Annotated in this window: 22 protein-coding genes, 1 tRNA gene and 1 pseudogene; 12 read left to right on the top strand and 12 right to left on the bottom strand. The window is 66.3% G+C overall.

Going from position 1 to position 26,883, the window contains the following annotated elements; genetic code table 11:
- Nucleotides 1–93 precede the first annotated feature (93 nt).
- Complete coding sequence (locus tag ACIA8C_RS10770; RefSeq protein ID WP_397133219.1) at nucleotides 94–942, top strand: hypothetical protein; 849 nt, start codon at nucleotides 94–96, stop codon at nucleotides 940–942.
- 4 nt (nucleotides 943–946) lie between these two features.
- Here ACIA8C_RS10770 and ACIA8C_RS10765 read toward each other — a convergent pair whose 3' ends face one another.
- From ACIA8C_RS10765 to ACIA8C_RS10745, 5 genes are all read right to left on the bottom strand, one after another.
- On the bottom strand, nucleotides 947–1,933 hold the full coding sequence (locus ACIA8C_RS10765; RefSeq protein ID WP_397133217.1) for an SCO2521 family protein: 987 nt from the start codon (nucleotides 1,931–1,933) through the stop codon (nucleotides 947–949).
- Between the two features lies 1 nt (nucleotide 1,934).
- Nucleotides 1,935–2,963, bottom strand: coding sequence for an SCO2522 family protein (locus ACIA8C_RS10760; protein ID WP_397133215.1), 1,029 nt, complete (start codon nucleotides 2,961–2,963; stop codon nucleotides 1,935–1,937).
- Nucleotides 2,964–2,965: 2 nt separating this feature from the next.
- Complete coding sequence (locus ACIA8C_RS10755; RefSeq protein WP_397133214.1) at nucleotides 2,966–3,904, bottom strand: SCO2523 family variant P-loop protein; 939 nt, start codon at nucleotides 3,902–3,904, stop codon at nucleotides 2,966–2,968.
- Nucleotides 3,897–5,774: an SCO2524 family protein gene (locus ACIA8C_RS10750; protein ID WP_397133213.1), complete on the bottom strand. Its 1,878-nt coding sequence runs from the start codon at nucleotides 5,772–5,774 to the stop codon at nucleotides 3,897–3,899. The genes ACIA8C_RS10755 and ACIA8C_RS10750 overlap by 8 nt, the downstream gene beginning before the upstream one ends.
- 321 nt (nucleotides 5,775–6,095) lie before the next feature.
- A complete protein-coding gene (locus ACIA8C_RS10745; RefSeq protein ID WP_397133211.1) occupies nucleotides 6,096–6,971 on the bottom strand; it encodes a DUF2268 domain-containing protein in 876 nt (291 codons plus the stop codon).
- A gap of 376 nt (nucleotides 6,972–7,347) precedes the next feature.
- Between ACIA8C_RS10745 and ACIA8C_RS10740 the strand changes: the two genes are divergently transcribed.
- Nucleotides 7,348–9,012 (top strand): cutinase family protein, encoded by a 1,665-nt coding sequence (locus ACIA8C_RS10740; protein ID WP_397133209.1) that lies wholly within the window; start codon nucleotides 7,348–7,350, stop codon nucleotides 9,010–9,012.
- Between the two features lie 354 nt (nucleotides 9,013–9,366).
- Here ACIA8C_RS10740 and ACIA8C_RS10735 read toward each other — a convergent pair.
- A tRNA-OTHER gene (locus ACIA8C_RS10735) sits at nucleotides 9,367–9,471 on the bottom strand.
- Here ACIA8C_RS10735 and ACIA8C_RS10730 point away from each other — a divergent pair.
- The 5 genes from ACIA8C_RS10730 to ACIA8C_RS10710 all read left to right on the top strand — a co-directional run bounded on the left by ACIA8C_RS10730 (nucleotide 9,462) and on the right by ACIA8C_RS10710 (nucleotide 14,597).
- The gene (locus ACIA8C_RS10730; RefSeq protein WP_397133207.1) at nucleotides 9,462–9,866 is read left to right on the top strand and encodes an arginase family protein; all 405 of its coding nucleotides are present in this window, start codon (nucleotides 9,462–9,464) and stop codon (nucleotides 9,864–9,866) included. The two genes, ACIA8C_RS10735 and ACIA8C_RS10730, sit on opposite strands and share 10 nt — an antisense overlap.
- A gap of 191 nt (nucleotides 9,867–10,057) precedes the next feature.
- A complete protein-coding gene (locus ACIA8C_RS10725; protein ID WP_397133205.1) occupies nucleotides 10,058–11,047 on the top strand; it encodes a DMT family transporter in 990 nt (329 codons plus the stop codon).
- 57 nt (nucleotides 11,048–11,104) lie between these two features.
- A complete protein-coding gene (locus ACIA8C_RS10720; protein WP_397133203.1) occupies nucleotides 11,105–11,758 on the top strand; it encodes a class I SAM-dependent DNA methyltransferase in 654 nt (217 codons plus the stop codon).
- A gap of 133 nt (nucleotides 11,759–11,891) precedes the next feature.
- Nucleotides 11,892–13,247, top strand: a complete 1,356-nt coding sequence (locus ACIA8C_RS10715; protein WP_397133201.1) for a wax ester/triacylglycerol synthase family O-acyltransferase — start codon at nucleotides 11,892–11,894, stop codon at nucleotides 13,245–13,247.
- 225 nt (nucleotides 13,248–13,472) lie between these two features.
- A complete protein-coding gene (locus tag ACIA8C_RS10710) occupies nucleotides 13,473–14,597 on the top strand; it encodes an NAD(P)H-dependent flavin oxidoreductase (RefSeq protein ID WP_396995025.1) in 1,125 nt (374 codons plus the stop codon).
- 162 nt (nucleotides 14,598–14,759) lie between these two features.
- Here the strand turns inward: ACIA8C_RS10710 and ACIA8C_RS10705 are convergent, their stop codons facing one another.
- From ACIA8C_RS10705 to ACIA8C_RS10695, 3 genes are all read right to left on the bottom strand, one after another.
- Nucleotides 14,760–15,728, bottom strand: a complete 969-nt coding sequence (locus ACIA8C_RS10705; protein ID WP_397133199.1) for a DUF5996 family protein — start codon at nucleotides 15,726–15,728, stop codon at nucleotides 14,760–14,762.
- A gap of 158 nt (nucleotides 15,729–15,886) precedes the next feature.
- Nucleotides 15,887–17,224, bottom strand: coding sequence for an ABC1 kinase family protein (locus ACIA8C_RS10700; RefSeq protein ID WP_397133197.1), 1,338 nt, complete (start codon nucleotides 17,222–17,224; stop codon nucleotides 15,887–15,889).
- Between the two features lie 137 nt (nucleotides 17,225–17,361).
- Nucleotides 17,362–18,138 (bottom strand): GntR family transcriptional regulator, encoded by a 777-nt coding sequence (locus ACIA8C_RS10695; RefSeq protein WP_397133195.1) that lies wholly within the window; start codon nucleotides 18,136–18,138, stop codon nucleotides 17,362–17,364.
- A gap of 106 nt (nucleotides 18,139–18,244) precedes the next feature.
- Here ACIA8C_RS10695 and ACIA8C_RS10690 point away from each other — a divergent pair, with 106 nt between their 5' ends.
- The 4 genes from ACIA8C_RS10690 (at nucleotide 18,245) to ACIA8C_RS10675 (ending at nucleotide 21,868) form a co-directional block, all read left to right on the top strand.
- Nucleotides 18,245–19,735: an ABC1 kinase family protein gene (locus ACIA8C_RS10690; RefSeq protein WP_397133192.1), complete on the top strand. Its 1,491-nt coding sequence runs from the start codon at nucleotides 18,245–18,247 to the stop codon at nucleotides 19,733–19,735.
- An 82-nt stretch (nucleotides 19,736–19,817) separates the two neighbouring features.
- Nucleotides 19,818–20,207, top strand: coding sequence for a hypothetical protein (locus tag ACIA8C_RS10685; protein WP_397133190.1), 390 nt, complete (start codon nucleotides 19,818–19,820; stop codon nucleotides 20,205–20,207).
- Nucleotides 20,208–20,361: 154 nt separating this feature from the next.
- Nucleotides 20,362–21,153: a 2OG-Fe(II) oxygenase family protein gene (locus tag ACIA8C_RS10680; protein WP_397133188.1), complete on the top strand. Its 792-nt coding sequence runs from the start codon at nucleotides 20,362–20,364 to the stop codon at nucleotides 21,151–21,153.
- Nucleotides 21,140–21,868, top strand: a complete 729-nt coding sequence (locus ACIA8C_RS10675) for an SDR family NAD(P)-dependent oxidoreductase (RefSeq protein ID WP_397133186.1) — start codon at nucleotides 21,140–21,142, stop codon at nucleotides 21,866–21,868. The genes ACIA8C_RS10680 and ACIA8C_RS10675 overlap by 14 nt, the downstream gene beginning before the upstream one ends.
- A gap of 2 nt (nucleotides 21,869–21,870) precedes the next feature.
- On the opposite strand, the gene ACIA8C_RS10670 is transcribed toward ACIA8C_RS10675, so the two are convergent.
- A complete protein-coding gene (locus ACIA8C_RS10670; protein WP_397133184.1) occupies nucleotides 21,871–22,716 on the bottom strand; it encodes an SDR family NAD(P)-dependent oxidoreductase in 846 nt (281 codons plus the stop codon).
- 120 nt (nucleotides 22,717–22,836) lie between these two features.
- Complete coding sequence (locus ACIA8C_RS10665) at nucleotides 22,837–23,691, bottom strand: polysaccharide deacetylase family protein (protein WP_397133182.1); 855 nt, start codon at nucleotides 23,689–23,691, stop codon at nucleotides 22,837–22,839.
- A gap of 276 nt (nucleotides 23,692–23,967) precedes the next feature.
- Between ACIA8C_RS10665 and ACIA8C_RS10660 the strand changes: the two genes are divergently transcribed.
- The gene (locus ACIA8C_RS10660) at nucleotides 23,968–26,340 is read left to right on the top strand and encodes a flippase-like domain-containing protein (protein ID WP_397133181.1); all 2,373 of its coding nucleotides are present in this window, start codon (nucleotides 23,968–23,970) and stop codon (nucleotides 26,338–26,340) included.
- Here ACIA8C_RS10660 and ACIA8C_RS10655 read toward each other — a convergent pair.
- A pseudogene (locus ACIA8C_RS10655) lies at nucleotides 26,303–26,820 on the bottom strand (class I SAM-dependent methyltransferase). The gene ACIA8C_RS10660 and the pseudogene ACIA8C_RS10655 overlap by 38 nt on opposite strands.
- Nucleotides 26,821–26,883: the final 63 nt, after the last annotated feature.

The raw sequence follows: 26,883 nt of genomic DNA, 5'->3' as shown, positions 1-26,883 counted from the left end.
TGGGCTTGCACCTCGGAAAGAACGTCGGGCTCAATTGCCGTATCGCGTTATCGTGACGGTGCGCCGAAAAACGACGTCGATGGTGGGGCTGTAGTGGATGAGCAACAACAGGATTCGCATTTCGCCCGCTCGATGTTCACCCGGGTTGACCGGCATGTCAAAGCGTATGCCGACCTGGACCTGTATCCGTTCTTGGCGAAGAACTGGGTCGACCGCAGGCGGGACGGGGAACAGGACCTACTGGATTCGTTCAACCGGCACGTCGAAGCCGTGATCGCCGGATACGACCCGCCCGGCATTCGACGGCGCAGTGACAGCCTGCTGTTCGCCCGCTGCTACGCGGATCTGGGCAAGGCGTCCGACACCGGGGCGCCAGTAGCGCCGGAGGTACTGGTCGCCTTGTTCGCCGCCGAGGTCGAATACCGGGGCCCATTGAAGTTGAGCCGCACGCAGAGTCGACGGCTCGCCGAGGTCTACGAACAGATCGGCGGCACGCTGGCGCTCGTGCTGCCCTGCCACGCGGCGCTGTCGTTCCGGCGCGCGTGGAGCCTGTACCGCCAGGACGGGGATACCGACGCGCAGGACCGCTGCGGCTTGAGTCTGGCGCGGGCCAAGCGGTGGGCTCAGCCGGTCCGGTGGCGGCGCTTCGTCGGCTACTTCTCGGATCTGGTGTGCGGCTACGGTTATCGGCCGTATCGGATGCTGCTGTGGATCATTCTCCAGGTCGCGTTGTCGATCGTGGTCGTGCGTTCGCTGTCCACCGCGTCGACCCTGTCGATCGTCTACGACTGCGCGATGAACTATCTGAATCCGCTCGGCCCCGCGGATACCGCGGGGCTCGAGGGGACAGATCAGCTGGTGTTCGTGGTGGAGGCCTACGCCGGGGTGTTGTCGACGTCGGTGTTCTTCGCGCTGCTGGTGCGTCGCTGGTTTCGGCTCTAGCGATTCACCAGTCGTGACTGATGATCTTGGAATGCCGCAGTGCTTTGAGCGTCGCGGTCGTCATGCGGTCGCGCAATTGCCCGACCCGCGCGGTCCATTGGCGGGTGAAGCCAGGGTCGGACTCCAGATCCGCCCACAGCGGCCGCAGCTGCGGTGCGGTGTGTGCGCCCGGCATCCACAGCGGCACAAGCTGGTCCAGCAACGGCACCAGCTGATCCAGCACGGTATCGGTCTCGTGGTCGTTGCGTCCCGCGCGATCGGCGACCTGCCCGATGGTGGTCAGCAGCCAATCGTGGATCGCGAGATCCTCGCAGAAGCGTTGCGCCGCAGCGAGATCCGGCCCACCAAGGGTGAGCCGCACGGTCCGCAATGTGTTGCCTGCCAGGTGAAAGGCGAAGCGGGGCAATTGATCCCCCTGCTCACCGACCTCGACGGCCCAGCGCAGCCGCGTGCTGCCCGCGCGGAACGGCATTTTCTGATCAAGCCGCGGATCCACCCTGGCGAACGTCGACATCCGCTGGCTGATCGAGGTCAGGTCCAGCTTGTCGTCGCCGTGCGACCGCAGATGGCCGTCCACCAGCCGACCGGCCGGCGCGGTGCCGAGGTGGCTCACCGCGTCTACGGTGCCCGGCCTGCTCAAGTAATACGACCAGGGCTGCCGGTCCTGCGCGCGCATCACGGTGGTCTGCGACGAGCCCTGCAGGACGCGTCCGCCCACCACCACGGTGCGCGAGGCGATGGTGCCGACCACGTGAATGTGCTTGCCCGACGCCGGGATCAGATCGCAATCGACACCCTCGAAACGATTCGGCGAGATCACCAGCGGCATCGGCCGTTCCCGGGACGTCACCGTGAGGCCGCGCTGCACCGCGCTCAACAGTTCGATGCTCGCCGCCGTGTCCAGCACGTGCTGGGACGGCAGCAGACAGGTATGTATCTCACCGAGCACGACCAGCGGCGGCTCGTCGGAATCCGCAAGTGCGTCGGTCATCTCATGCCCCTTCGACACGGGAACGCTTGACGACCTCGTCGACGAACATGTGCGACAGGCGTCCGGTGACCTCCCGCGGCATCGAGATCCCCTCGCCGTCAGCACGTTTGATGGCCTTCTCCAAGACTTCCTGATCGATGACGATGTGGTCGAGGATGGTCTGCACCGCGTGCTCGATCTTCACATATTCGCGCGGCAGAATGGACAGCGCTCGATACGCCTCGAACGGCGCGGCCTGCGGGTTCAACTTGATCACCGACGGCATTTCCCACCAACTCGCCGGCCAGCCGTCACCACGGGGTTGCGGCTCGACCACCGCCCTGCCCTCGTAGCGAACCATGCCCAAGCGCAGCAGCTGCCAGATCGACGCCAAGAAGGGGCACGACCAGCGGGTGTGCTCCTCGCCGTCCTTGTTGATCTGGGTGTTCCACATCTCGATGTCGAGGAAGATCGTGTGTTCCCGGCGCGCGAACTCCTCCGGGCGGCGATACTCCGCCACCTGCATCGCCTGCTCCGAATCGTGTTCGGAGGAGCGGCGCCCGTTGCACAACCAGCCGGACTCGACATCGGGCGGGCGCCGCCCCGTAGTCTGCTTCAACGGCTCGGCGACCACCCAGGACGCGACCATTTCGGCCAGCGGGATCTGCTGCCCGGTCAGCCGGCCGTCGACATACAGCGGCGTCTCCCAGCACCCGGCCTCCCGCGCGAGATAGTCGATGCGCAACCCGCATTTCTCGGCGATGCCGAGCACCTTGTCCAGCACCTCGGTGGGGTTGGTGTTCGAGCCGAAATAGTCGTCGACCAGGAAGCAGGTGCTCACCCGCGCCGACGGGCCGTACTCCGCTCTGGCCTCCGCGGTGTGCAGCTCGACCAGCCTGGCCACCCGCTCGAAATGCGCGCGAATCCGCTCTTCCCCGTCGCGCAGGCTCTTCATGTAGAAGTGCCCGGTCTCGATGGACAGATGCGCGAAGTTCACCCCGGCGACCTGGACCTGCTCGGCCGCCTCGCTGTACACAGTGGCACCGTTCATCGTCAGAAGAGCCTCTCCCACGTCGCGTCGTCCATGAGTTCAACTGCCAACTCTTTGAAGGCGGTCACCGTCTCGTCGTTGGCGATCTTCGCGTCGATGTCGGCGTCGAGGATCAGCTGCTCGCGCCACTGGAGCACCGGCTCCATCGGCGTCGTACCGAGTTTGACACTGGAACCCAATTGATTGGCCAGGGCGAGCTGTTCCAACGCCTCGTTCTGTTTGCGCAGCCAAGCCCATTGCGGCCCACGGTCTTTGTCGCCGGACCCTTCGTTGGTCGACGGCACCGCGGTGCGGATGTAGCGCACCGACTCGAGCAGGTCGCCGACGTCGTGACCGCACTTCTGGCCCGCCTCCAGCAGGCCGTTCGGCCCGTGCACCAGGCCGTTCGCCGCGAGAATATGCTGGCGGGTCCACCGGTGGAAGACAAGCCACCGCGCGGAGACGTCGCGCAAAGATTCGGCGGCCGTCGCGCGCAGCACTATCTCCAATGCCGCCGATCGGCCCGCGCTGAGATCCACAAAGGTGACGTCGAATTCCTGCTGGCAGATCATCAAGAGTTCGACGCATTGCTTCACCACCTGCGCGGTCGCGGGGAACTCGCCACCGCCGCGATCCCCCGGAAACAGCGTGAGCTGATAGGGATGCCGAAGCGCGTGCAGGTCTTTGCGATTGGTCTCCGACCGGATATCGCATCTGGCCGGAATCGTGATCCGGCCGTTCAGGTATTCGTGCAGCCCCTGCTTGCCCGATACGCCGCGATCCATCTTCTCGATCTCGAACAATGCTCCCGAAGTCGGTGAGCCGAAATCGAAGTCGAGATAGGCGACGCTTTTACCGTCCACGCTCAGCCGGTAGGCGATATTGCAGCTGGTCACCGATCGACCGGTGCCGCCCTTGTCCGAGGTGGAGAAAACAAGTATGCGCTCGCTCAACCTATTCACCCCTCATAGCGTCGAGGCCGGCGACTTCGAGCCCGTCCAATTCGCGCAGCGCGTCGACGCAAAGACTGAACGCCGTGGCCGGACGCTCGTCGATCAATTTGGCGGCGCGCACCAGATTCTTTTCGATGTTCTCCAGGGCCCGGCGATTCGGTGTGTTGTCCCGTTCGCTGAGCTCCAGGAATTTTTGATTGAGCAGATGGTCCGCCTCGTCGAGCAGTTCCAGCGCCCGGGTCAGCGAGGTCGGCGACCGGAACGGCACATTCTGATAGCTCGATTCGGCGACGACCAGGCATTCGATGATGCGCTCGGTGAAATACCAGGAGGGTTGCTGCGGTCCGTCCGGCTCGGACTGGACGGGCTGGCCGGTCGGGCCGGGATTCACGAAGACCCGTGCCACATCATCCCAGAGCCCCTTGCCCGGAACACGTTGGAACGCACGCAGTTCCAGATGATCCATGGTGGATTGCGCCAGTTCCAGCAGCCGTCTGCGGGTGGACAGGGTGCGCGACAGCTGCGCCGCCTGCAGCGTCCGTTTCAACAGCATCGGCGCGTAATCCGACACCGCCCAGTACAGCAGCGGTCCGTCGTCGATCAGCTCGGTGCCGTTCAACCGCAGCATTACCCCGGGGATGTGCAGTGCGCGTGCGGGATCGCCCTCGGTGAGCCGACGGGTGATCCGCCCCCGGATCGCCAGCTCGTCGAAAACTCGGGTGGCCCTGGTGAGGTCGTCGTCATCGGCTTCGCGGGCGATCAGGTCCTGGATCAGCAGACCGGACACGCAGAGGCTGAAGTAGTCCGACTCCTCGCCGTCGGAGGTGCGCCATGGAATGTCCTCGAGCGGCCAATCCCCCTCGCCGAAGCGGGCCATCGCCGACCAGTAGCGTTGCGCCAGATCCCAGCGCAGTTGCAGCGCGTCGGCGAGTCGGCGCTGGTCCGCGTCGAGCAGGTCGAGCTCGCGGGTGCGCGGCTGGGTCAAGTCGTTGATGCCGTCCAAGGCGGTAATGGTGAAATAAAGGTAGGGCCGCGCCACCGCGAAACCCTCCGACTTGGCGATCGGCACGTCGATGAAGTCGATCACCTCGGCGCCTTCGATCACGCCCCAGCTCCAGCCACATTCGAACATCAGGGCCGGGCTCGCGAGGTCGGCCTGCGGCGTCTTGTTCAGCGTGACATCGCGGAGCAGCCGCCCACGGACCCGTTCGAGCCGTTTGGCGACGCCGCCGACCACCGCGTCGTTTTCGGCGCCGGTCTGATTGAACATGCTGAGCATCGCTAAGCCGGTGTCGGTTTCCGGATCCACCGACTGCACAACGAAACTGCGCACCAGCCCGACCATCGCGGCGGTGAGCCGCTTGTTGAGCCGGACCTCCACCGGTTTGATCAGCCGCTCCAGCCGCTGCTGATCGCCGGGACTGATCGAATCCTGCAGCGAGCGAAGGTATTGCAGGCCGGCCAGGCAGACCGTGAGCGACATCGAGTAGGAATCGACCACATCGACAGTCCGCTGCCGATCGGTCGCCTCGGCCCCTTCCTTGGCGCGCAGATAACTACCGCCCGCGAAGACCGGCTGATCGTCGCGTTCGTAGCGCCGCAGATACTCGTCCATCACCTCGACGATCTTCAGGCCGATGCGGCGTTCGCGGCCAAGCGGTTTCAGCGTCGTCCGGACATCGTCGGCGATCCGGTCGGGGTTGTGCAGCGCGAAGCTACTGATTTGGGTGGCGGGGTATAGCAGGCACAACAGTTGTTCGGCGTCACTGATGGAGTTCGAGCCGTCCCGCCCACCCCAGATCCAGGTGTCGTCTTGATAGCAGGCAGCCAGCAGTGAGCTCCAGACATTCAAAATCTGGCGCCGTGGCTGGATTCTCATTGATCGCAGCCTTTCTGTCGTCTCAGAGGACTCGCATGAGAACAGAGCGCCCGGCAATAAAGCCGACCGCCCAGTTTCTTTATCTGGTTAGCCTTTACGCGGACAACACCGTTCGCGGTCGTGTGTCGACCAGAGCCCACCTATTGCCTGCAACAGAAGCGTATCGCGGTACCCGGTGACACGTGCGGTTCCCGGCAAACATCAACAGTCCAGTAGGACCATTCCAAATCTTTGCTAAAGATTTGCACCCGGAATGGCCTGCGCGACATCGGCGAGACCGCTCAGGCCATTGTCGAATGCATTGCGTGACAATCTTTCACGCTACCGGTCTTTGAGCGCCACTTCGATGACGGCCGCTGCGTCGACAAGCAACGCATCGGGTGCCTGTAGACCGGTGGCCGCGAGATAGGCGTCGACGAGCCGGTTTCCGGCGGCATAACCCGCCCCGGTCGGCAACCCGACGGGCGTACCGCCGAAACGCGCCGCGATCGCATCGCCGAGGACGTAGGCGGCGAAGTTCTGCATGCCGCGCACGCCGAGGCCACCGATGACCTTGTCGTACACCGCGTCATCAGCCAATGACGGCACGCCGATGCGGGTATAGCCGAGGTCGCCGTACAGGTGCCTGGCGAACGCGTCGGCGAGGCCCTCGCTGATCACGTGCTCACCGACCGTCACGGTATCCGGGTCCCACCGCACGTTGCTGTAGCGCAGATTGTGGTTCAGCTCGTGCACGGCCGCGCACTCCAGCCGCGCCAGGTTCTCCGGGCTCGGCCAGAACGCCAGCCACACGTATCCGGAGACGCTGCCGTTGCCGCTCATGCCGAGGGCGACGTCGATGAAGTGCGCGTCGGTGTGGTCGCCGAGCACGATCATCACCTTGATGTCGGGGACCTGGATATCCGGTGTCGCGTTCAACTGCACCGTCAGCGCCGCGTTCATGGCGGCTTCGATCCGATCCCACGCCCGCGCGTCGTGCAGCGCTTCGAGCCCGGCCAGCGCGCCGTCGACCTCGCGGTCCACCCGGAACCCGCTGCCCATGTGGTGCAGCTGCACCAGATCCGGGGTGCCGGGGAAGTAGCGGTACATGCCCGCGGTCGGCTGCAGCATCCGGCGCAGCAGCTCGGGGCGTTCGGCGAGCGGTGCGGTCAGGATGGCGCGCGTCGCGGTATAGCTGTCAAGCACGGTGATCGTCACGGTCGATGACGATAGTGATCGACGCACCGTCACTGTCAACGTTTTTTCGCACGGCCACTCGGGATCCCGAGTCGGCAATGTCACTTTTCAGCCATATGAGCGGTTCTCGACACGGTCAAGATCGAAATTCGCGGAATCCATTACCTCGGTATTCATCAGCTGTAGCCGACCTCAACCGGACGGTCGACAGGAATGGTCGATGCCCCTATTAGTGGGGGCAAATGCTGTGGCCACAACGTGACTCGATGGTGTCTTCCGTCGCCTTACGGACTCGACACCGTAACGCTCACCTCCCCTTTCCCGACGTCCTTGGTGACGCACGGCCTCGGGGGGCCTGCCCGTCCAACATGCCGGTAATTGGAATGGGGAACAGGACATGGATTTTCGCGGGTTCTTCGCCCGACATCGTATTGCCTCGGCTGTCGCTGCGCCCGCGGTGCTCGGCGTCGCGGCGGTCGTCGCGACCACTTTCGCGCTGACGTCGTCGCCGCAAACCAGGGATACGCAGCTCACCTCGTCGGTCACCGAGTGCCACGACATGGTCAGTATCTCGGTGGCCGGACGCAATGACACACCGAAGCAGGGCACGACAAAGCTGCTGGTAGACGCCAACGGCAACGAATTGCCCGCCGCGCTGTCGGGTGACCACAGCAGCGAATGGGTCGATCCGGTGGTCAACCCGGCCGCCGGTGCCGTCGCTCCCGGCTCGTACGCCGCCGTCTACATCGCGTACCCGGCGAACATGGCCACCTACGAGGACGCCGTCAACGCCGGTGCCGCGAATACCGAACAGGTGATGCGGGATATCGCGCAGGCGTGCCCGGACACCAAGTTCTCGATCGTCGGTTACAGCGAGGGCGCCGACGTAGTGCGCCGCGTGGCGATGAAGGTCGGGCATCAGGAACCAGGCAAAGACGGCGCGTACGGGATCGTCGATCCGGCCAAGGTCGTTGGCGTGGTCATCCTCGCCGACGCCGGTCGCTCGGCGGGCGACGGGCCGTTCCCCGGCGCGAAGGACCCGAGCCATCCCGACGGCTTCGACCAGAATTACCAGAACGGTAAGAACCCGACGCCGGGCCAGGGTGCCCTGCCGGGTACCAGCGGTGACTTCGGTGCGCTGAACGGCAAGATCGCGTCGTTCTGTTCCGACGGTGACCTCACTTGCTCTGCGCCGCAGAATATTTCACTGCTGCAGCTGGTGGTGAACGTCGGGCGCCAGATCAATGTCGACGCGCTCCAGCAGGACGGGCTCACCCCCGCGACCGGTCAGGACGTCGCCGTGGTGCTCGGTCGTATCGCGCTCGCCGCGTTCGCCGACATCTCCTCGCAGCCGAACTGGCTCAAGAGCGACGAGACCTTCCTCCAGGTGCTGCTGAAGGTTTCGGACCCGGCCTACAAGCCCGGCCAGGCGCCGAAGGAGCCGGTGGCGAAGGCGGACGCAATCGCGGCCGACAACATGTCGCCGCTGGCCTACCTGCCGCAGAAGATCCTGAACGAGATCATCGGTCTCATCGTGACCAACCAGAACACCATCCCGGTGGTCATGAGCGACCCGTACAAGCTCACCCTCGGTCCCGACCACACCGGTCACCACTTCGATTACTGGCACGACGCCGACCCGGCCAACGGTAAGCCGATGACCTCCGCCGAGTACGCGGCCGCGTGGATCACCCACCTGGCGCAGCAGGCCCAGGCGGGCAAGAAGGTCGACACCGAAGCCAAGCCGACCGAGGCCGATCTCGCCGCGGCCTACAAGGCAGCAGCCCCGACCACAACCACGTCGCCTGCGCCAACGCCCACCAAGACCGCGACGTCCACCAGCGCCGCCCCCACCACAAGCGGCACCGCGACAACGCCGGCCCCGACAACCACGTCGCAGGCAACAACACCGACCACCACGGTGGCGCCACAGGCAACCACCTCCCCCGCTGCACCCTCGGTCACCCCGACCGACACCACAGCGCCAACCACCACCCCAACAACAACATCCCCTGCCCCAACCACTACCAGCGGCACCCCGACCACGGCCGCCGTCGGTTAACTGAATCCGAAACCGGCCCAGCGCATCACGCGCCGGGCCGGTTTTGTTTGTCTCGATCAGTGTTACGGCCGCCCGATAATCGGGTGCTGACCGCCGGTCGCCGAATTAGTGTCAGGCCCATGCGTTTTCTCGTGCCCTATCACCTCGACGAGTATCTACCCGAACTCGATGCACCGGTGGACCCGGACGAGGTGATCGCCCCGGAATTGCCGGACGTCGATGATCCGTGGGCACGGATGGCGGTGCTGTACGACACGGTCGCGGAGCGGGTGGCCGGGGCCCTGCGCAAAGCCGATCATCCGGTGCTGGTCGCGTCCGGCGACTGCACGACCTCGCTGGGTGTCGTGGCGGGACTGCAGCGGGCCGGATTCGATCCGGCGATCGTCTGGTTCGACGCGCACGGCGACGTTCAAACGCTGGAGACGTCCGCCTCCGGATACCTCGGCGGCATGCCGCTGCGGATGCTCACCGGGTACGGCAGGCACCTGATCGCCGATCGAATCGGCTTGTCCGACATCCCCGAAGAACGCGCCATCCTGGTCGACGGCCGCGACCTGGATCCGCCGGAGGCGGAGTTCCTGCGCACCGCGCGGATCCGGCAGCGCACGGTAGACGACCTCGACGACCTGCCGGACGGCCCGCTCTACCTGCATCTCGACTGCGATGTGGTCGATCCGAGCGACCTACCGGGACTGCTGTTCCCCGCGCCGGGCGGCCCGAGCCTACGAACCGTCTCCGGTGCCATCCGCGGCATTGTGGACACCGGCCGAGTGGCCGCCTTCGGACTGGCCTGCACCTGGCACAACGACCATGGCGCCGCCGCCCGCATGCGGCCGCTGGTCGATTCGGTCTAAGCCTTATCCATTGCGCGCGACCGAAAAGCGCTGGCAATCCGACCGACCCGAGGAAGTGGCCTGGTCCAAGCCCCAAGAAGTGGATCTGTCGGATGATCGGATCTCCTGTATAAGCTCCCGTTTGATCGAAAGCGAGTGAGCATGCCAGTTACTACCTCCCCCCTTCTTCTGTGCCGACGGGCGGTCGTGCGATGACGCGGCGCGGCTGGTTGCTTTTCCTCGCGATGGGCGTGATCTGGGGCGTGCCGTACGCGATGATCCGCATCGCGGTGACGGACTTCGACCCGGTGGTTGTCGCGTTCGGCCGGACGTTGATCGGCGCACTGGTGCTGCTGCCGATCGCGTTGTACACCAAGGCATTAGCGCCGGTGTTCCGCCGGTGGCGGCCGCTGCTGTTGTACACGGTGGTGGAGATCGTCGGGCCGTGGTTGTTCATCGGGTTCGCGGAAACCACGCTGAACAGTTCGACCGTCGGGTTGTTGATCGCGGCCGTGCCGTTGATCGCGGTGGTCATCGTGACCAAACTCGGTCAGGACCGGTTCGACCGGCGACGCGTCACCGGGCTGCTGGTCGGTTTCGCGGGTGTGGCCGCGCTGGTCGGCCTCGATATCGACCTGTCCAATCCCGCGGCCCTCGGCGCGATCGCCTTGACCACCATCGGTTACGCGGTCGGGCCGATCGTCATCAACCGCGCGCTGGCCGACCTCCCGCCGCTCGGCGTGGTGACCGCGTCGCTGATCATCGCCGCCGTGGTCTACGCGCCGTTCGCGGCCTTGCGCCGACCGGCCAGTTATCCCGCCGACGCCACGCTGTCCGTCTTCGGCCTCGCGCTGATCTGCACCGCCGCCGCGTTCCTGTTGTTCTTCGCGCTCATCTCCGAGGTCGGCCCGGCCCGCGCGACCGTCATCACCTACATCAATCCGGCCGTGGCCATCGTGCTCGGCGTCGCGGCACTCGGCGAACCACTCACCGCTGGCATGGCGATCGGCTTCCCGCTGGTGATCCTCGGCTCGATCCTCGGCACCGCCCGCACCCGCGAGATACCCGAGGAGTCCCTGTGCACCACCCCGGCGGCCCCAGAGGCGGCCACCATTACCCGCGAGGTGATCGACCGCGGCCAGACCGATGAGCATGCCGCCGCGAAGGGGGACGACGTCGAGACCGGTACGCGGACAGCCTGAACCGGCTACCGTCGAGGGCAATGTCTGAACCACTCTGGCGCTGTGGATGATGTTGGGGTGGTTGGAAATCGGAACGCCCCCGCCGACGTGGACATCACCCGCAACGCCTACAACGACATCGCGGACGTCTACGCGGAATTCGCCAAGAACCATCTCGCCGGGCAGCCGCATGATCGCGCCATGCTTGCCGTATTCGCGGAACTGGTGCAGGCCAACGGTTCCGGTGCTGTCGCCGACATCGGTTGTGGTGAAGGACGAATCACCGCACACCTGAACACTCTCGGGCTAACGGCCTTCGGCATCGATCTGTCCTCGGCGATGATCGCCCTGGCCCGGCGGCAGTATCCGGAGCTGTCCTTCGACGAGGGCTCGATGGAGCAGCTGGCGCTCGGCGATGCCAGCGTGCGCGGGATCGTCGCGTGGTATTCGTTCATTCATCTCCCGCCCGAACGCATGCCGCAGGTGTTGGCCGAGTTCTATCGGGTACTCGCGGGGGAAGGGCACGCGCTGCTTGCGTTCTTCGCGACCGACGCAGCCGACACGGTAGAAGCGTTCGACCACAAGGTAACTCGCGCCTACCGATGGTCACCGGAGCGACTTGCCGCACTGTTGCGGGACGCCGGGTTCACGGTGCGTACGCGGATGGTCAGGGAGCCGGATCCGGGCGAACGATTCCAGCAGGCCTACTTACTGGTATCAAAGCTTCGCTAAAGACAGCGCAGCGTCCGTCCGGACCAGGTAACTTAGTGGTGTCGCGCAGGATTCATGGCTGCGCGCGGGCCCGCCCGACAACGTGGTCGATTCGATTACACACCACCACCTGTCGTCAGGGGGCGACCACACCATGGATCTCATCGCACCGATTGATGCTGTCTTCCTGCTCGCCGAATCCCGCGAACACCCGATGCACGTCGGCTCGCTCCAGCTGTTCGAGGCGCCCGACGACGCGGGACCCGACTTCGCCGGGCAGACCTACGAAAAGTTGTTGGCCCGCACGGACATCGATTCGACCTTCCGTAAGCGCCCGGCCACCCTGTTCGGCGCCCCGCAAATGGCGTGGACCAGGGAAGACAACGTCGAGCTCGAATACCACGTCCGCCGCATCGCGCTACCGCGCCCCGGCCGGATGGACCAGCTGGTCGAGCTGGCGTCCCGGCTGCACAGCAACCTGCTCGACCGGCACCGGCCGCTGTGGGAGGTCTACCTCATCGAGGGCCTCGCCGACGGCCGCTTCGCCGTCTACTCGAAGATGCATCACGCCCTGATCGACGGCGTCTCCGCGCAACGCGTGATGCAGCGGACGCTGACCAGCGAACCGACCGCGCACGAGGCCGAGGTCCCGTGGAATCTGCCGAGGACGCCACGTAAGCCCGCGGCCGAGTCCGGCTCCGGACTGCGCGGCGCGGCCCGAAACCTGTTGTCGGCGGCCGCATCCGGGCCGACCCTGCTGCGGACCGCGCGCTCGGTGCTGCTGGAGCAGCAGCTGACCATGCCGTTCGAGGCACCGCGCACCATGTTCAACGTGCCCATCGGCGGAGCCCGCCGCACCGTGGTCCGCTCCTGGCCGCTGGAGCGGATCAAGCAGGTCAAGAAGGCCACCGGCTCGACCGTCAACGACGTGGTGCTCACCATGTCCGCCGGTGCGCTGCGCTCCTACCTCGTAGAGCGAGATGCCTTGCCGGACAAGCCATTGATCGCGATGGTGCCGATGTCGCTGCGCTCGGCCGACGATGTCGAGACCAATGGCGTGAAGGTCGGCGCCGTGCTGTGCGACCTCGGCACCCACATCGCCGATCCGCTGGACCGACTACGCGTGGTCAGCGAATCGATGCGCAAGAGCAAGGACGTGTACGGCTCGCTGTCCAGCGTCCAGACGATGGCGTTGTCCGCGCTCATGGTGAGCCCGGTAGCCCTCAGCCTGCTGCCCGGTCTCATCCCGCTGACCAAACCGGCGTTCAATATCGTCATCTCGAACGTGCCCGGCCCGCGCGAACCGATGTACTGGAACGGTGCCCGGCTCGACGCCACCTACCCGATGTCCATCCCGTTCGACGGCCAGGCCGTGAACATCACGCTGACCACCAACGCGGGCAATCTGGACTTCGGTCTGGTCGGCTGCCGACGCAGCGTTCCGGAGCTTCCCCGCCTGCTCGACCACCTGGAAAACGCGCTGAGCGAGCTGGAGGAAGCCGCCGTCTGAAAGCGGCCTGCCGAGCAAAACTAGAACGTGTTACTGTCGAGGAATGGTGTACCGACCAGTCGAGGACGCCGCGGCCGTGTCATGGCGATCTCTGCGGCCCGCGGCGAATTCGACGGGTCGGGTCCGAGCATGCTCCGGACGGCACCGCGGACAACTATGTAACTCGTTCTAGGACAAGCTGCTGTACGTCGTTCGCGGCGCGGCAGCGAGGGAGACCAGCACGCCATGCGTACCGAAATCTGCGAACGGCTCGGGATCGAATTCCCCATCTTCGCGTTCACCCACTGCCGCGACGTAGCGGCCGCGGTCAGCAATGCCGGCGGTCTCGGCGTGCTCGGTGCGGTCGGCTTCACCGCCGAGGAGTTAGAGGTCGAGCTGAGCTGGCTCGATGAACATGTGCACGGCGTGTACGGCGTCGACCTGGTGATCCCCAGCAAATACGAGGGCAAGGGCATCGACGGCCTCACCCCCGACGAGCTGGAATCCAAACTGGCCGAACTGGTTCCGCACGGCCACCGCGATTTCGCCGAGAAGATCCTTGCCGACCACGGCGTGCCCGCGCTGCCCGACGGCGAGCGGCACAACCAGTTGCTCGGCTGGACCGCGACCACCGCGGCCCCGCAGGTCGAGGTGATCCTGCGGCACCCGAAGGCCAAGCTGGTCGCCAACGCCCTCGGCACGCCGCCCGACGACGTGATCAAGCAGGTGCAGGACTCCGGCAGGCTCATCGGCGCGCTGTGCGGCTCGGTGAAGCACGCGCTCAACCACAAGAACGCGGGCCTGGACTTCGTGGTCTGCCAGGGCACCGAGGGCGGCGGGCACTGCGGCGAGATCTCGTCGCTGGTGCTGTGGCCGCAGGTGATCGACGCCGTCGGCGACCTGCCCGTCCTCGCGGCGGGCGGCGTCGGCAACGGCCGCCAGGTCGCCGCCGCGATGGCGATGGGCGCGGCGGGCGCGTGGACCGGCTCGCTGTGGCTCACCGTCGAAGAGGCCAATGTGCCGCCCGCGCAGATGCAGACCTACATCGACGCGTCCAGCCACGACACCGTGCGCTCGCGCTCGTGGACCGGCAAGCCGTGCCGCATGCTGCGCAACGACTGGACCGACGCCTGGGAACAGGCCGACACCCCCGACCCGCTGCCCATGCCGCTGCAGATGATGGTCGCGCTGGACGGCGTCAAGCGCGGGCACCGCTATCCCGAGGCCGCCAAGGACGTGAACTTCAACCCGGTCGGCCAGGTGGTCGGCATGATGACCAAGGTCGAGCGTTCCGCGGACGTGGTCAACCGGCTGATCCAGGAATACGTCGAGGCCTGCGACCGGCTCAACAAACTCAACGGCAGCCTTTAACTACTCCGGCTCCCCCGCCCCTCCGCGTCATCTGCCGGTCGTGAGTGCCACGACCGGCAGTTCGCGGGCCGGCGGCCAGGTGCTGAGTCGAGTTGTGGGCGTACCCGGTGAGTCACCCATGTACTCACGAAATCTGTTGTCCGCCTGGCGTTCAGATGCTGATCATGCCGGCCAGTGCGCGGCCCCTCGCTTCAGCACCGGGTCGGTGACGCCGCCCCAGCAGGTGAGCTGGACGGTGTCCCACCCGGCCAGCTCGGCGCCGTTCGCGTAGACGGACTGGAAGAACTCTAGTGCGGCGCCGACCGGGTCCGCGGTCTCGCGGGCGGCGTCGTACGGGTAGTACGCCGAGTGGCCCGCACCGGAGGCGACCCAGTGGGCGCCCGCCGGGGTCAACGCGCGTTCGGCCAGCCCGGCGGGCTCGGGTGCGGTGTAGGAGTAGAAGGTCGGCTCGGGCACCTTGTCGTCGCCGAACCAGAAGCCGGAGCTGATCACCTCGCGGGAATACGCCTCGCGGGTCACCGAATCCACCGTGCTCGGCAGCTCGATGTGCCGCGGCGAGAACCGCTGCACCGCGATATCGAAGGTGTGCCAGAACAATTGGACCGGACTGATCTTGCCGGAGTAGGTCGCGCTGAACTCCTCCAGCACCCGCCCGACCTGGCTCTGCACGCGGAACGCCAGCTGTGCTTTGTCAGTGTCGTAGTCCCGGTGTTCGTCGTCGTCCTCGAACGGGCGCCGCACGTCCGGCAGATCGAACGGATGTGGGTGCGCGAGAACGACATCCACGTCCAGATCGCGGAGCCCGTTCAGCACATCACCGTAGAAGGTGGCCACCGACTGATCGATGAGATCGATCTCGACCTGCGTCCCGTGATCCGTCGCGATCCGCAGCACATGATCGAAGAAGTCGAACGCGCAGGTGAACACGGGACCGTTACGGGCCGAGCCGAGCGGGACGGTGGTCCAGCCGCGCGCGGTGAGCCGGTAGGTCATATGCCACCAGTGGTTGCGCCGGACCCCCTTGGCCAGCGCCACCTTGCCCACGATCTGGGCGTAACGGTGCAGCGTCTCCTTGGTCGGCCGCCAGGTTTCCAGCGGAATCGCGGGCAACGGTTCGGATGAGACGGTCATGCACAAACGGTACGCCGACCTCCCCACCAGCTCAGCCAGCCGATCACCACCGAACTCACGACCGTTGCGGCATGGGGCTACATTCCTGAGGTTGCCACCTTCCGGATGGTAGGAGCGACCGTGAACGTGGCAACCCTCGAGGGTTCGCCCGCTCGGCGTTAGGCGGCGGCGCCATCTTGGTTGAAACCAGGCAGCCAACGGGAGACCAGCTCGACGAACGGTCCCTCGGCGTCGAGCTGGGCACACACCCCGACCACGCCCGCGAACACCCGGCCGAGCATCGCCAGCTCCGGAATCTCGGTGGGGGCCTGCACCGCCCTGGTGTTGATCAGTGACACGTTCTTCATGTCGAGCGCCCGAGCAGTGTGCCCCTGCAACAGTTCCCGGCTGATGTGCACACTGTCGCCATTGAGCTGCGCCACGATCGGCGCGACCAGGCGTTCGATGGGGCCGAGTTCCAGCGCGTGCCCCGGACGAACGAAACCGTTGTCCCGCAACACGATTGCCAACTGCTCGTAGTCCTCCTGCACCGCATGGCGGGCCAGCTCTCCGATCACTGCCGGGATCCCCGCGGGCAGGGCGATCGACGCGCCGAAGTCGATGACGCCGAGGCGACCGTCCTCGAGCAGCTGGAAGTTGCCGGGATGCGGGTCGCAGTGCAGATAGCCGACCCGCACCGGGGAGGACAGTGCGAACTCGACGAGCAGTCGGCCCGCGCGATCCCGCTGCGCCTTGGTGCCGTCGACGATGATCTTGGCCAGCGGGGTGGCTTGCATCCATTCGGAGACAAGGACTTTCGGTGCGCTCGCGATGACCTTGGGTACCTGGAAAGCTGGGTCGCCCGCGAATACTTTGGCGAAGCGGCGCTGGTGATCCGCCTCGATCCGGTAGTCGAGCTCGTCGGCCGTGCGGTCGATGAATTCGGCGATCAAGGACTTGGTGTCCGCGCCGGGCAGCATGAGACCGAAAGCGCCGGAGAACATCTGGAGCATCTTCAGGTCCGACATGAGGGCGGTGTCGGCACCCGGGTACTGCACCTTCACCGCGACCGCGCGGCCGTCACGCCATACGGCACGGTGCACCTGCCCGATGCTGGCTGCGGCGATCGGCTTGTCGTCGAACTCGGTGAAACGCTCGCGCCAGCGGGTGCCGAGCTGTTCGGCGAGCATCCGGTGCACCGAAGCGGTGGGCATGGGCGGCGCCTGCGACTGCAGCCGGGTGAGCGCGTCCCGATAGCGGTCCGCGAAACGCGGCGGGATGCTGGCCTCGGCGACGCTCAGCGCCTGACCGAGCTTCATCGCGCCGCCCTTGAGCTCGCCGAGCACCGCGAACATCTGATCCGCGGCCTTGTCGATGAGCTCGTCGTCGAGTTCGCCGCGCGGTATGCCGGTCATCATCGCGCGACCGGTCGCGGTGACCCGGCGGGCCATGATGCCCATCGGCAGCCCGGCCAATTTCGCCGACCGCGCCAAACCCTTACGCCTACTGCCTGCCATGGTTACCTCGCTTCGGTGCGTACCACCCACCCTATTCTGTCTGAGACAGCGGGGCAATGGGCCGATACGTCAGCGCAGGCGGAATTCGGCGCGCAAAAAAGCGACACCTGCCGAGCGTGGTTGAGCGATGCGCACCGTCAGGCGGTAGCCGCGTGCTTCCGGTCGGTTTGCTCGCCGGATGCGCCGACCAGCTCGTCGAACCGGAGGATCACCCGCTCGTGGTACATCCCGAACAGGTCCTCGAACAGCGCGACCTGCGCCTCGGACGGCCCGGAACCGGAGTCCCACACCGCCGCTAGCGCCCGCCAGACGAGCACATGCAGATCCGGCGCGCCCGCGAAAAACGCCTCGACCGCCTCCGGCACCTCGAGCACCATCTCGCCGACCGAGTTCAGAATCGCCCGCTGCATGGTGAGCCCGAGCGCGGTGAGCAGCCGACGAACCAGACTCACCTCGATGCTCAGAATCTGGCGCAGATCCGGATCGTCCTGTCGGGCAATGGCTTCGAGCTTGTCGATCTCGGCCTTGAGTTCGGCCTGATCGATCGCCTGCTCGCTGCCCGTGTAGGCGAGCAGCGTCTCCATCACGATGCCGCGCTCGACATCGACGATGTCGCGGAACATCTCAATCGCGATGTCCGGCATCGGAATCGAGAAGCGGAACAGCTGCCGGTACACGTCGACGCCGCCCGCCTCGCGGACGTCACGAATGGTGAAACCCTTGCCACGGCGCGCCTCGACGAACCCGTTTGTCTCCAGCCGCCCCAGCGTCAGCTGCGCGGTCGCCCGGTTCATATCGAACTCTTCGGCTACCTGGCGCACGGACGGCATGAGGTCCCCCGGCTGATACTCCCCCGCGGCAACCCGGCGTGCCAATTCATCGGCAACGTCGGCGACTACCGTCTGGGATCCCATCGAAGTCACCTTTCGACTACGTTAGATTACGTCCCAGACAGTCTAAGCCCTACTGTGCCAGACTGCACGTGTGCAACACTGGTCCGCGCACAGTGTGAGGTGAGTCATGGCTATCCGGCGCAGCGGCGACAGTTCTGACGAGGGTTCAACGGGCAGGCGCTCGCGCTTGTTCGCGTCGAGGTCCGACGGCAAACCCCCAGTTCGCGCGGCTGTTCGCAATGCCAAGCTCGCCGCGCTGCCGATCGCCTTCGCCGGACGGCAGGCCGCGGGCGTCGGCAAGCGCGCGCTCGGCAGATCGTCCGAAGAAGTCAATCGAGACATCCAATTGCGCACCGCGCAGCACATGTTCGAGGTGCTCGGCGAGCTGAAGGGCTGTGCCGCGAAACTCGGTCAGCTGCTTGCCATTTACGAGCTGGGACTGCCGCCGGAAATCGCCGAGCCGTACCGGATCGCGCTGAGCAGGCTGCAGGATTCGGCGCCGATCATGCTGCCGAGCACCGTGCACGAGGCCATCGCGGCCAGCATGGGCGGGGACTGGCGCCGGCATTTCCGGGAGTTCGACGATCGGCGGGCGGCCGCCGCCTCGCTCGGCCAGGTGCACCGCGCGGTGTGGCACGACGGCAGACAGGTCGCGGTCAAGGTGATGTATCCCGGTGGCCGCCAGGCCGTCGAGGCCGACCTGGAGCAACTGCGCCGGATCTCGCATCTGGCCACCGTTTTCCTGCCCGGCGCCGACGTCAAAGCCGTTACCGAGGCGATCTGCGATGGCGTCCGCGAGGAGCTGGACTACGCGGCCGAGGCCGAGCACCAGCGCACCTTCGCCGCGGCCTACGCCGATGATCCGGACTTCTACGTGCCGCAGGTGGTCGCGCAGCGCGGCGACGTGTTGATCACCGAATGGGTCGATGGCACCCCGCTGACCCGCATCGTCGCCTCCGGCGCACAGGCCGAGCGCGACCGTGTCGGCATGCTGATGGTCCGCTTCGTGACCTCCGGCTGGGGGCGGCACGGGCTGCTCTACGCCGACCCGCATCCTGGCAACTTCCGGGTGCTGCCGGACGGACGGCTCGGCGTCGTCGATTTCGGGGCCTGCTGTGCCTGGCCACCGGACGGTTTCGAGGAACTGGCGCTGGACTACTGCAAGGCCTTCTTCCACGGCGGCGGCCCGGACAAGCTGGCGGCGGCCACCCGGCGGCACGGCTTCGTCACCATCGGCCGCCCGTTCGATACCGAGGCGCTCTACGCGGTCGTCGAACCGTGCAGCGAGCCACTCAAGCACGCGACCTATCGGATGACCACACCCTGGCTGCGCAAGCAGGTGCTGCGCACCACGAATCCCCGGCTGTCGAACGTGGTGCGCGAGATGACCATGCCTGCCTACTTCACCCCGTTCGCCAGGGCCGCGCTCACCCTGGTCGGCGTGCTGAGCCAGCTGGAGACCGAGGGCCCGTACCGCGCGGAGATCCTGCGCTGGATGCCGGCGCTGGCCGAGGCGCTCGGGGCCGTCGACGCGCCCGACCCGGACCGTCCGGTGGACTTGGCCGCCGTGCGCAAGCGGCGAAACGACACGGACAACCGGCAGATGTCGGTCGGCTGACCCGATAGCTCGCAGACTTCGCGGACCTGGTCAAACTGTCCCAGACGGTGTTACCTTCGGAGCAGCACTACCGAGGAGAGACATGCGCAGCAGAATCATCGGCCGTCGCAAGCGGCGCAAGGCAAGTCGGGCACTCGCGGCGGGCCAGCCACCGCGGCAGCCGGTCGTGATCGCCCAGCGGACGCCGGACAGCTTGCGCGCGCGGGCATTCGGGCTCGGGCTCGCCGGTACCGGTGCGGCGCACTTCACCGCGCCGCGCGCCTTCGATCCCTTGACCGCACGGGCCTTTCCGCGCGCCACCCGCCGCTGGACCTATCGCAACGGATTCACCGAGATGGTGCTTGGCCTGGCGATCACCTTCCGGCGGAGCAGGCCGATCGGATCGGTCGGCTTCATCGCCTACCTGGCCTTCCTCGGCGCTCGGTTCTCGGGCGCCAAGCCGGTCGAAGAGTCCGGCGCAAGCACCTGGTAGGCGCGCCGTGAACAGCTGAGGCCGATCCGGGCTCGTTTCCCGGCCTGATCATTCGCACCCCCACTCCCCCCTGCGTACAAAACGAACACCACCTGCGCGGGGCGCGAACTGGGCAATATGATCGCGAGTGGTTCGACCGGGAGGGAGTGATTATGTGACAACCGAGTCGGTACTCGAGGCACAGACGCGGCCGGAGCGGTTTGCCGACCTGTTCGCCCATCGGCGTTGGATCCGGCGCAGTCAGCCGTTCCCGCACGTGTACGCCAGGGACGTGTTCGTGCCGGAGTTCTATCAGCGGATGACCGATGACCTGGCCCGCGTCCAGCGCGAACGCCCCGAATTGGCCGGACGGGTGGCGGCGAACTACAGCGCCGACGGGATCGGCCTCGGCGATCTGCGCGACACCTCGCTCGCGGTGTTCACCTCCCGGGAATGGCACGACCTGGTCGCTGGAATCGGGGGCGTCACCGCGACCGGCGATGTCGAGGGCTCGGTGCACCATCACTCGCCGGGCGCCCCGTACGGGTGGCCGCACAACGATCTCAATCCCGCCTGGTTCCCTGGCGAGGCGCCGGGGCCCGACGAGGTGCGGCTGCCGGACAGCACGGTGGACACCAAGTTCGGTACCCGTGCGCCGGATGTGCTGGCGCGCCAGTCGGTCCGGGCGGTGGCGATGCTGTTCTATCTGGGCAACCCCGGCTGGCAGCCGGGCGACGGCGGCGAGACCGCGCTCTACGATCACATCGCCGAGGGCGAGAAGCTGCCGGAACTGACGCTCGTTCCGCCGCTGGACAATTCGCTCATCATGTTCGAAGTCACGCCGCGCACCTGGCACACCTTCGCGGGCGGCAACACCAAGGACCGCAACAGCGTGGTCATGTGGGTGCACCGGACCAAGGACGACGCTATCGCACGCTGGGGAGGAGACCGGATTGTCTACTGGTGAACGCCGGGTCTGCCTGATCACGGGCGCGGGCGGCACGCTGGGCAACGTGTTCTGCCGCTCGTACTACACCGACTACGACATCGTCGCGGTCTGCCGCACCCGTACGCCCGCCGTGCCGTCGCAGCTGGAGTGGTTCGTCGATCCGCTGGAGCCGGAAAAGGCGGTGCCGGAGAATGATTCGAGCGTCTATGTGATCCGCGCCGACCTCACCGCGCCGGGCGAGGTGGAGCGGGTGGTCGATCTCGCGCTTGCCCGCTTCGGCAAGGTCGATCTGCTTGTCAACAATGCCGCACACGTCCAGCTGCAACCGCGCGGCATCGTCGACGGCGATGCCGCGCTGGAGCAGTTCGATCCCCATTTCACGCTGAATGTCAGCGTGCCGCTGCGCTTTTCGGCACGACTGGCGCAACGCTGCTGGCTGCACGCGGGGGCGCAGAATCGCGCGGCGAACCGGAACATCGTCAATGTCTCCAGCATCTCCGGCTCGGAGGTGTACCAGGGGCAGACGCTGTATTCGGCGTCGAAAGCCGCGCTCAATCAGCTGACCCGCAACATCGCCGAGGAGTTCGGCGAATTCGGGGTGCGCGCGAATGCCATCGCGCCCAACAGCTTTCCGGCGGTCGTGCCCACCGAGCAGGTCGCGCAGGCGATCGTCGAACTCGACGCGGGCAGCTTCACCGGCGGGGTATTCGGTGTCGGCGAGGAGCCCGCGTAGTCCTATCCGGCCGACCCGGTGACCCGCTCGGACATCTCCCACAACTGTTGCGCGAGAGCGGAATCCACCGCCTGCTTGGTGCTCGGCGGCTCCAGTTTGAACCGGTGAAAATACTGCCCGTTGATGTCGTCCGCGGTGGTCACCAAGTGCACCAATGGTTCCGAGCCCTTGTCCGGCCGAATGAAAAACGGCTTGGACAGCGGGGACCGGATGAGCCAGCCGAGGCCGAGCGGCGCGTGGTCGTACACGTGGGTGGCGACCGCGCCGGGATGGAAGGCGGCGGTGACCACCCCGGTGCCCTCGGTGCGCCGTGCCAGCTCCCTGGTGAACAGGATGTTCGCCAGCTTCGACGCGGCATAGGCGCCCATCTGATTGAACGAGCCCGTCGTCGCGTTGACGGTGTCGAGGTTCAGCTTGGCCATCCGGTAGGTCACGCTGGCCGTGTTGATCACTCGGGCCTGCGACTGCACCAGCCGGTCCAGCAGCAGGGTGGTGAGCAGGAACGGGGACAGGTGGTTCACCTGGAAGGTCAACTCGTTGCCGTCGTCGGTGGCGGTGCGCTTGGGCCAGGAGCCGCCCGCGTTGTTGGCGAGCACGTCGATCCGCGGATAGCGGTCGAGCAGTTGGGCCGCGAGCTTGCGTACCTCGTCGAAACGGGCGAAGTCGGCGAGGAACGGCTCGGCACCCGCCTTGGCCGCCACCGCCGCCGTCCGTTCCGGCGAGCGACCGACCACCGCGACGGTGGCGCCCCGCGCGGCCAGCGTCGCGGCCGCCTCGGCGCCGATGCCGGAGCTCGCGCCGGTCACCACCACGGTTTTCCCGGTCAGATCCTGGTCCTGCACAGCCATCCCTGGCCTCCTGTTCAGAGCGCTTGCGAGTCGCGGACGCGCGCGGCCGCACGTCGGTCTAACTGACCTGATCGTCTTCGGCGCGGCCGGATTCGGCAAGAGCAAACGCGCATACTCGCGCTAAACGGCCGCGAAATGCGCGGCGATCTCGTCGGTCGTGGTCAGCCACACGCCGGGATGGTTCGCCACATACTCGAGCGCCTGGTCCAGATATTTGGCCCGGAACGCCTGCCCGATGACGAACGGGTGCAGCGCGAGCGCCATCACCCGGCCGCTGTCGGCCGACTCCGCGTAGAGCTGGTCGAGCTGATCCTTGACGATCTGCACGAAGTCGGGCCCGCTGGTCCCCTTGCCGAGGAACAGCGTGTTGTCGTTCAACTCGACCGTGTATGGAACACTCAGCATCCCTGGCACATTCAGCTCGTATGGCTGATCGTCGTTGGTCCAGTCGAGCACGTAGTTCAGCCCGAGCTCGGCCAATAGTGCTGGGGTGTTGAAGGTTTCGGTGAGCGCGGGACCCATCCAGCCGCGCGGCCTGCGGCCGGTGGCCCGCTCGATGGTCTCGACCACCTCGGTGAGATAGCCGCGCTCCTGCTCGATCGACATGTCGGCCTGGAAGATCGAGTTGTTCTTGCCGTGCGCCAGCCAGGCCCAGTCCCTGGCCAGGCCCGCCGTGATGATCTGTGGATTATGTTGGACCACATCGGAATTGAGCAGCACGCTGGCGCGGATGCGGTGCCGGTCCAGGATCTGCGCCAGCCGCCAGATGCCGACCCGCGGGCCGTAGTCGCGCCAGCCGTAGTTCAGCGGATCGGGGGAGAGGCCGGCGGTACCGGGGAAGATGCTCGTCGAAGGCCGATCCACCTGATAGTGCTCGACATTGAGGCCGACGTAGAAGGCGACCCGTGCCTCGCCGGGCCAGCGGATCGGCGCGCGCTCGGTGATCGGGCTGTAGTCGTAGAGCTCGTTGTCCATGCACCCATTCTCAAACCTGCCACTAATGTCAGCTTCAACCTCCGCGCGGGTGAGATACCGCACAGGGCGGCGGGCTTGCCGACATTTTGCCGAGGCAGACACGGCGCGTCGGTGTGTATTCTCCCCCGCGGACAGAACAACTGATTTCGTACGCACATGGGTAACTCGCCGGGTACACCCAGGACTCAGCCTGCCCTGAACCTCCGGCCCGCGACGGTACGTTAAGCGCACCCCACGACCGGCAAAAGGCGCGGAGAGGCGGAGAGGCGGAGCTACATGCGAGTCGATGGGCGGGACATCCCGGTAACGGGCAACCTGCTGCAGCCGCTGATCCGGCGCACGAGTGACATCATCCGCGTCGTGCTCGCCGCGGTATGGGTGGCGATCGTCGTCGCGGCATCAGTGATCACCCGGCCGGAATGGCTTGCGCTGGAACGTTCGGTGTCCAACATCGTCGGATTCCTGAATCCCGACCAATCGAACCTGGTCTATCTCGTCTACGGCATGGCGATTCTGGCGTTGCCGTTCGCCATCCTGCTCGAGCTGATCATCGGCAGGCAGTGGAAGCTGCTGGCCGGCTACGCGGCGGCCGGTCTGACCGCCGGGCTGCTGCTCTCCATCACCGGTACCGGCCTCTCGGCACCGAAATGGCATCTGCAGGTGCCGGATCGACTCGATACCTTCCTCTCGCAATTCCTGGACGATCCCCGCTGGATCGCGATGCTTGCCGCCGTGCTGACCGTGTCGAGCCCGTGGCTGCCCAACCGTCCTCGGCGGTATCTGTGGTTCCTGCTGCTGGCGTTCGCGCCGATCCACCTGGTGGTCAGCACCGTGGTGCCCGCGCGGGCGATGTTCGGGTTGGCCGTCGGCTGGCTGGTCGGCGCGGTCATCGTGCTCGTCGTCGGCACGCCCGCGCTGGAGGTGCCGCTCGACGCCGCGGTGCGGGTGCTCGCCAAACGCGGACACACGGTGACCCGGTTCACCGTGGTGCATCCGGCCGGGCGCGGACCGCTGGTGCTGGCCGCCGCCATCGACGGACCTGAACGCGGACTGGTCGTCGAGATGTACGGCAAGAACCAGCGCAGCTTCGGCGCGCTGCGCCAGCTGTGGCGCTGGCTCACCTTCCGCGCCAGCGAAACCGCGGCCATCCACGGATCCATGCATCGCGCGGTCGAGCATCGCGCGCTGATGGGCCTGGCCATCGGCGAGCTCGGTCTGGCGAGCAGCACGCCGGTCGCCGTCGCCGCGCTTGACCGCGGCTGGATGCTGCACGCGCACACCATGCCCAAGGGCACCCGGATCAGCGAGGCGCCCGTCGAGCAGCTGGCCGGGGTGTGGAAGTCGCTCGACGACCTGCACCAGGGCCAGATCTCGCACGGCGACCTGCGCCCCACCGAGATCCGAATCGACAACGGCAGCACGCTTTTCGGCGGCTTCTCCAGCGCGGAGTACGGCGCCTCGCTCAAGCAGCAGCAGTCCGACATCGCGCAGCTGCTGGTGTCGACGACCTCGATCTTCGGCAAGGAGCCCGCGGTCAGCGCGGCCATCGAATCCCTCGGCGAGCAGCCGGTGCTCGCCGCCGCGAGCCGATTGACCAAGTCCGCCATGCCCGCCGGTCTGCGCAAGACGGTGCCGGACTGGAAGGACGCCATGTCCGCCGCGCGCGACGAGGTGCGCAAGCAGACCGGACAGGACCGAATCCAGGCCGAGCAGATCACCCGCTTCACCCGCAACCAGATCATCCAGCTGGTGCTGCTGATCGGGTTGGTCTACGTCGCTTATCCGTTCATCAGCGCAGTGCCGACCTTCTTCACCCAGTTGAAGACGGCCAACTGGTGGTGGGCCCTGCTCGGGCTCGTGGTCTCCTGCCTGACCTATGTCGGTGCGGCGGCGGCGCTGTGGGCCTGCGCGTCCGGCGCGGTGAGTTTCAAGAACCTGGTGATCATGCAGATCGCCAACACCTTCGCCGCGACGACCACCCCGGCCAGGGTCGGCGGGCTCGCACTCAGCGTGCGATTCCTGCAGAAGGGCGGCGTCGGCACGGTGCGCGCCACCGCCGCGGTGGCGCTGCAACAGGCGGTACAGGTGATCACCCACCTCTGCCTGCTTGCTGTGTTCAGCGTGGCAGCGGGCACCTCCGCGGACCTCTCACACTTCGTCCCGGACGCCACCGTGCTGTATCTGATCGCCGGCGTCGGTGTCGGCATCATCGGCACCTTCATGTTCGTGCCGAAATTGCGGCACTGGCTGAACAATTCGGTGCGCCCGCAATTGCAGGAGGTGCTCGGCGAGCTGGCCGATCTGGCGCGTGATCCCCGGCGCTTCTCGGTGATCATTCTCGGCTGTGCCGCGATCACCCTCGGCATGGCCGGTGCGCTGTGGGCCAGCGTGGAGGCCTTCGGCGGTGGCACCACCTTCATCACCGTCACCATCGTCACCATGATCGGCGGCACGCTGGCCTCGGCGGCGCCGACGCCCGGCGGGGTCGGTGCCGTCGAGGCCGCGCTGATCGGTGGTCTCGGTGCCTTCAACGTGCCGCTGGACATCGCGGTCCCTTCGGTACTGCTCTATCGGGTCCTCACCTGCTGGCTGCCAGTGCTGTGCGGCTGGTTCACGATGCGCTGGATGGCTTCGAAGGACATGATCTAGCCGCCGATTTCCTTGGTAGCGAGCAGCACTCCCGGAACATCTGCGCGATGGCTACCGAGCGTTGTGCCTCCGGGATATGGTGCATGGCGAAGGTAGAGGTCACCAGATCGAAGCAAGCATCGGGCAACGTGAGTGTCTGCGCGGCACCGAGTTCGAATCGGCAATTTGTCACCGCATTGGATTTTTGGTCGCGTAGTTGATCATTTCCGCCGCCGGATCGACACCGATGACGCTGCCTTCCTTGCCGACTCGCACGGCCAACTTCTGGGCGAGATCGCCTGGGCCGCAACCGATGTCGGCAACTCGATAGCGGGGCTTCGCCCCGCTGAGTGCGACCAGCCGAGTGTTGAGCCTGTCACCGCGACCGAGTAGGAATAGGGCCTTGAATGTGCGGTAACTCCGTGGCTTGGTAAGCAGAACACCGGTTTCGGTGTCATGGTGGCCTTGTCGAATGGAAGACTGGGGTGCGTTTTTGGTCATGTGTTCATGGTCGGGAGGGGCCGCCGCTTCGACCAGAGGCAAAACCACGGAAACCGTTCCATT

Origin of the sequence: Nocardia sp. NPDC051321, assembly GCF_044455225.1 — a bacterium.
In the GTDB taxonomy this organism is placed as follows: Bacteria; Actinomycetota; Actinomycetes; order Mycobacteriales; family Mycobacteriaceae; genus Nocardia.
This window is presented reverse-complemented; position numbering and strand designations above follow the sequence as displayed.

Coding starts and splice junctions, on each gene's coding strand:
- ACIA8C_RS10740 (WP_397133209.1), top strand. CDS start 7,348: ATGGATTTTCGCGGGTTCTTCGCCCGACATCGTATTGCCTCGGCTGTC.
- ACIA8C_RS10765 (WP_397133217.1), bottom strand. CDS start 1,933: ATGACCGACGCACTTGCGGATTCCGACGAGCCGCCGCTGGTCGTGCTC.
- ACIA8C_RS10710 (WP_396995025.1), top strand. CDS start 13,473: ATGCGTACCGAAATCTGCGAACGGCTCGGGATCGAATTCCCCATCTTC.
- ACIA8C_RS10730 (WP_397133207.1), top strand. CDS start 9,462: ATGCCGCTGCGGATGCTCACCGGGTACGGCAGGCACCTGATCGCCGAT.
- ACIA8C_RS10660 (WP_397133181.1), top strand. CDS start 23,968: ATGCGAGTCGATGGGCGGGACATCCCGGTAACGGGCAACCTGCTGCAG.
- ACIA8C_RS10695 (WP_397133195.1), bottom strand. CDS start 18,138: ATGGGATCCCAGACGGTAGTCGCCGACGTTGCCGATGAATTGGCACGC.
- ACIA8C_RS10715 (WP_397133201.1), top strand. CDS start 11,892: ATGGATCTCATCGCACCGATTGATGCTGTCTTCCTGCTCGCCGAATCC.
- ACIA8C_RS10690 (WP_397133192.1), top strand. CDS start 18,245: ATGGCTATCCGGCGCAGCGGCGACAGTTCTGACGAGGGTTCAACGGGC.
- ACIA8C_RS10705 (WP_397133199.1), bottom strand. CDS start 15,728: ATGACCGTCTCATCCGAACCGTTGCCCGCGATTCCGCTGGAAACCTGG.
- ACIA8C_RS10670 (WP_397133184.1), bottom strand. CDS start 22,716: ATGGCTGTGCAGGACCAGGATCTGACCGGGAAAACCGTGGTGGTGACC.
- ACIA8C_RS10760 (WP_397133215.1), bottom strand. CDS start 2,963: ATGAACGGTGCCACTGTGTACAGCGAGGCGGCCGAGCAGGTCCAGGTC.
- ACIA8C_RS10700 (WP_397133197.1), bottom strand. CDS start 17,224: ATGGCAGGCAGTAGGCGTAAGGGTTTGGCGCGGTCGGCGAAATTGGCC.
- ACIA8C_RS10725 (WP_397133205.1), top strand. CDS start 10,058: ATGACGCGGCGCGGCTGGTTGCTTTTCCTCGCGATGGGCGTGATCTGG.
- ACIA8C_RS10750 (WP_397133213.1), bottom strand. CDS start 5,774: ATGAGAATCCAGCCACGGCGCCAGATTTTGAATGTCTGGAGCTCACTG.
- ACIA8C_RS10685 (WP_397133190.1), top strand. CDS start 19,818: ATGCGCAGCAGAATCATCGGCCGTCGCAAGCGGCGCAAGGCAAGTCGG.
- ACIA8C_RS10665 (WP_397133182.1), bottom strand. CDS start 23,691: ATGGACAACGAGCTCTACGACTACAGCCCGATCACCGAGCGCGCGCCG.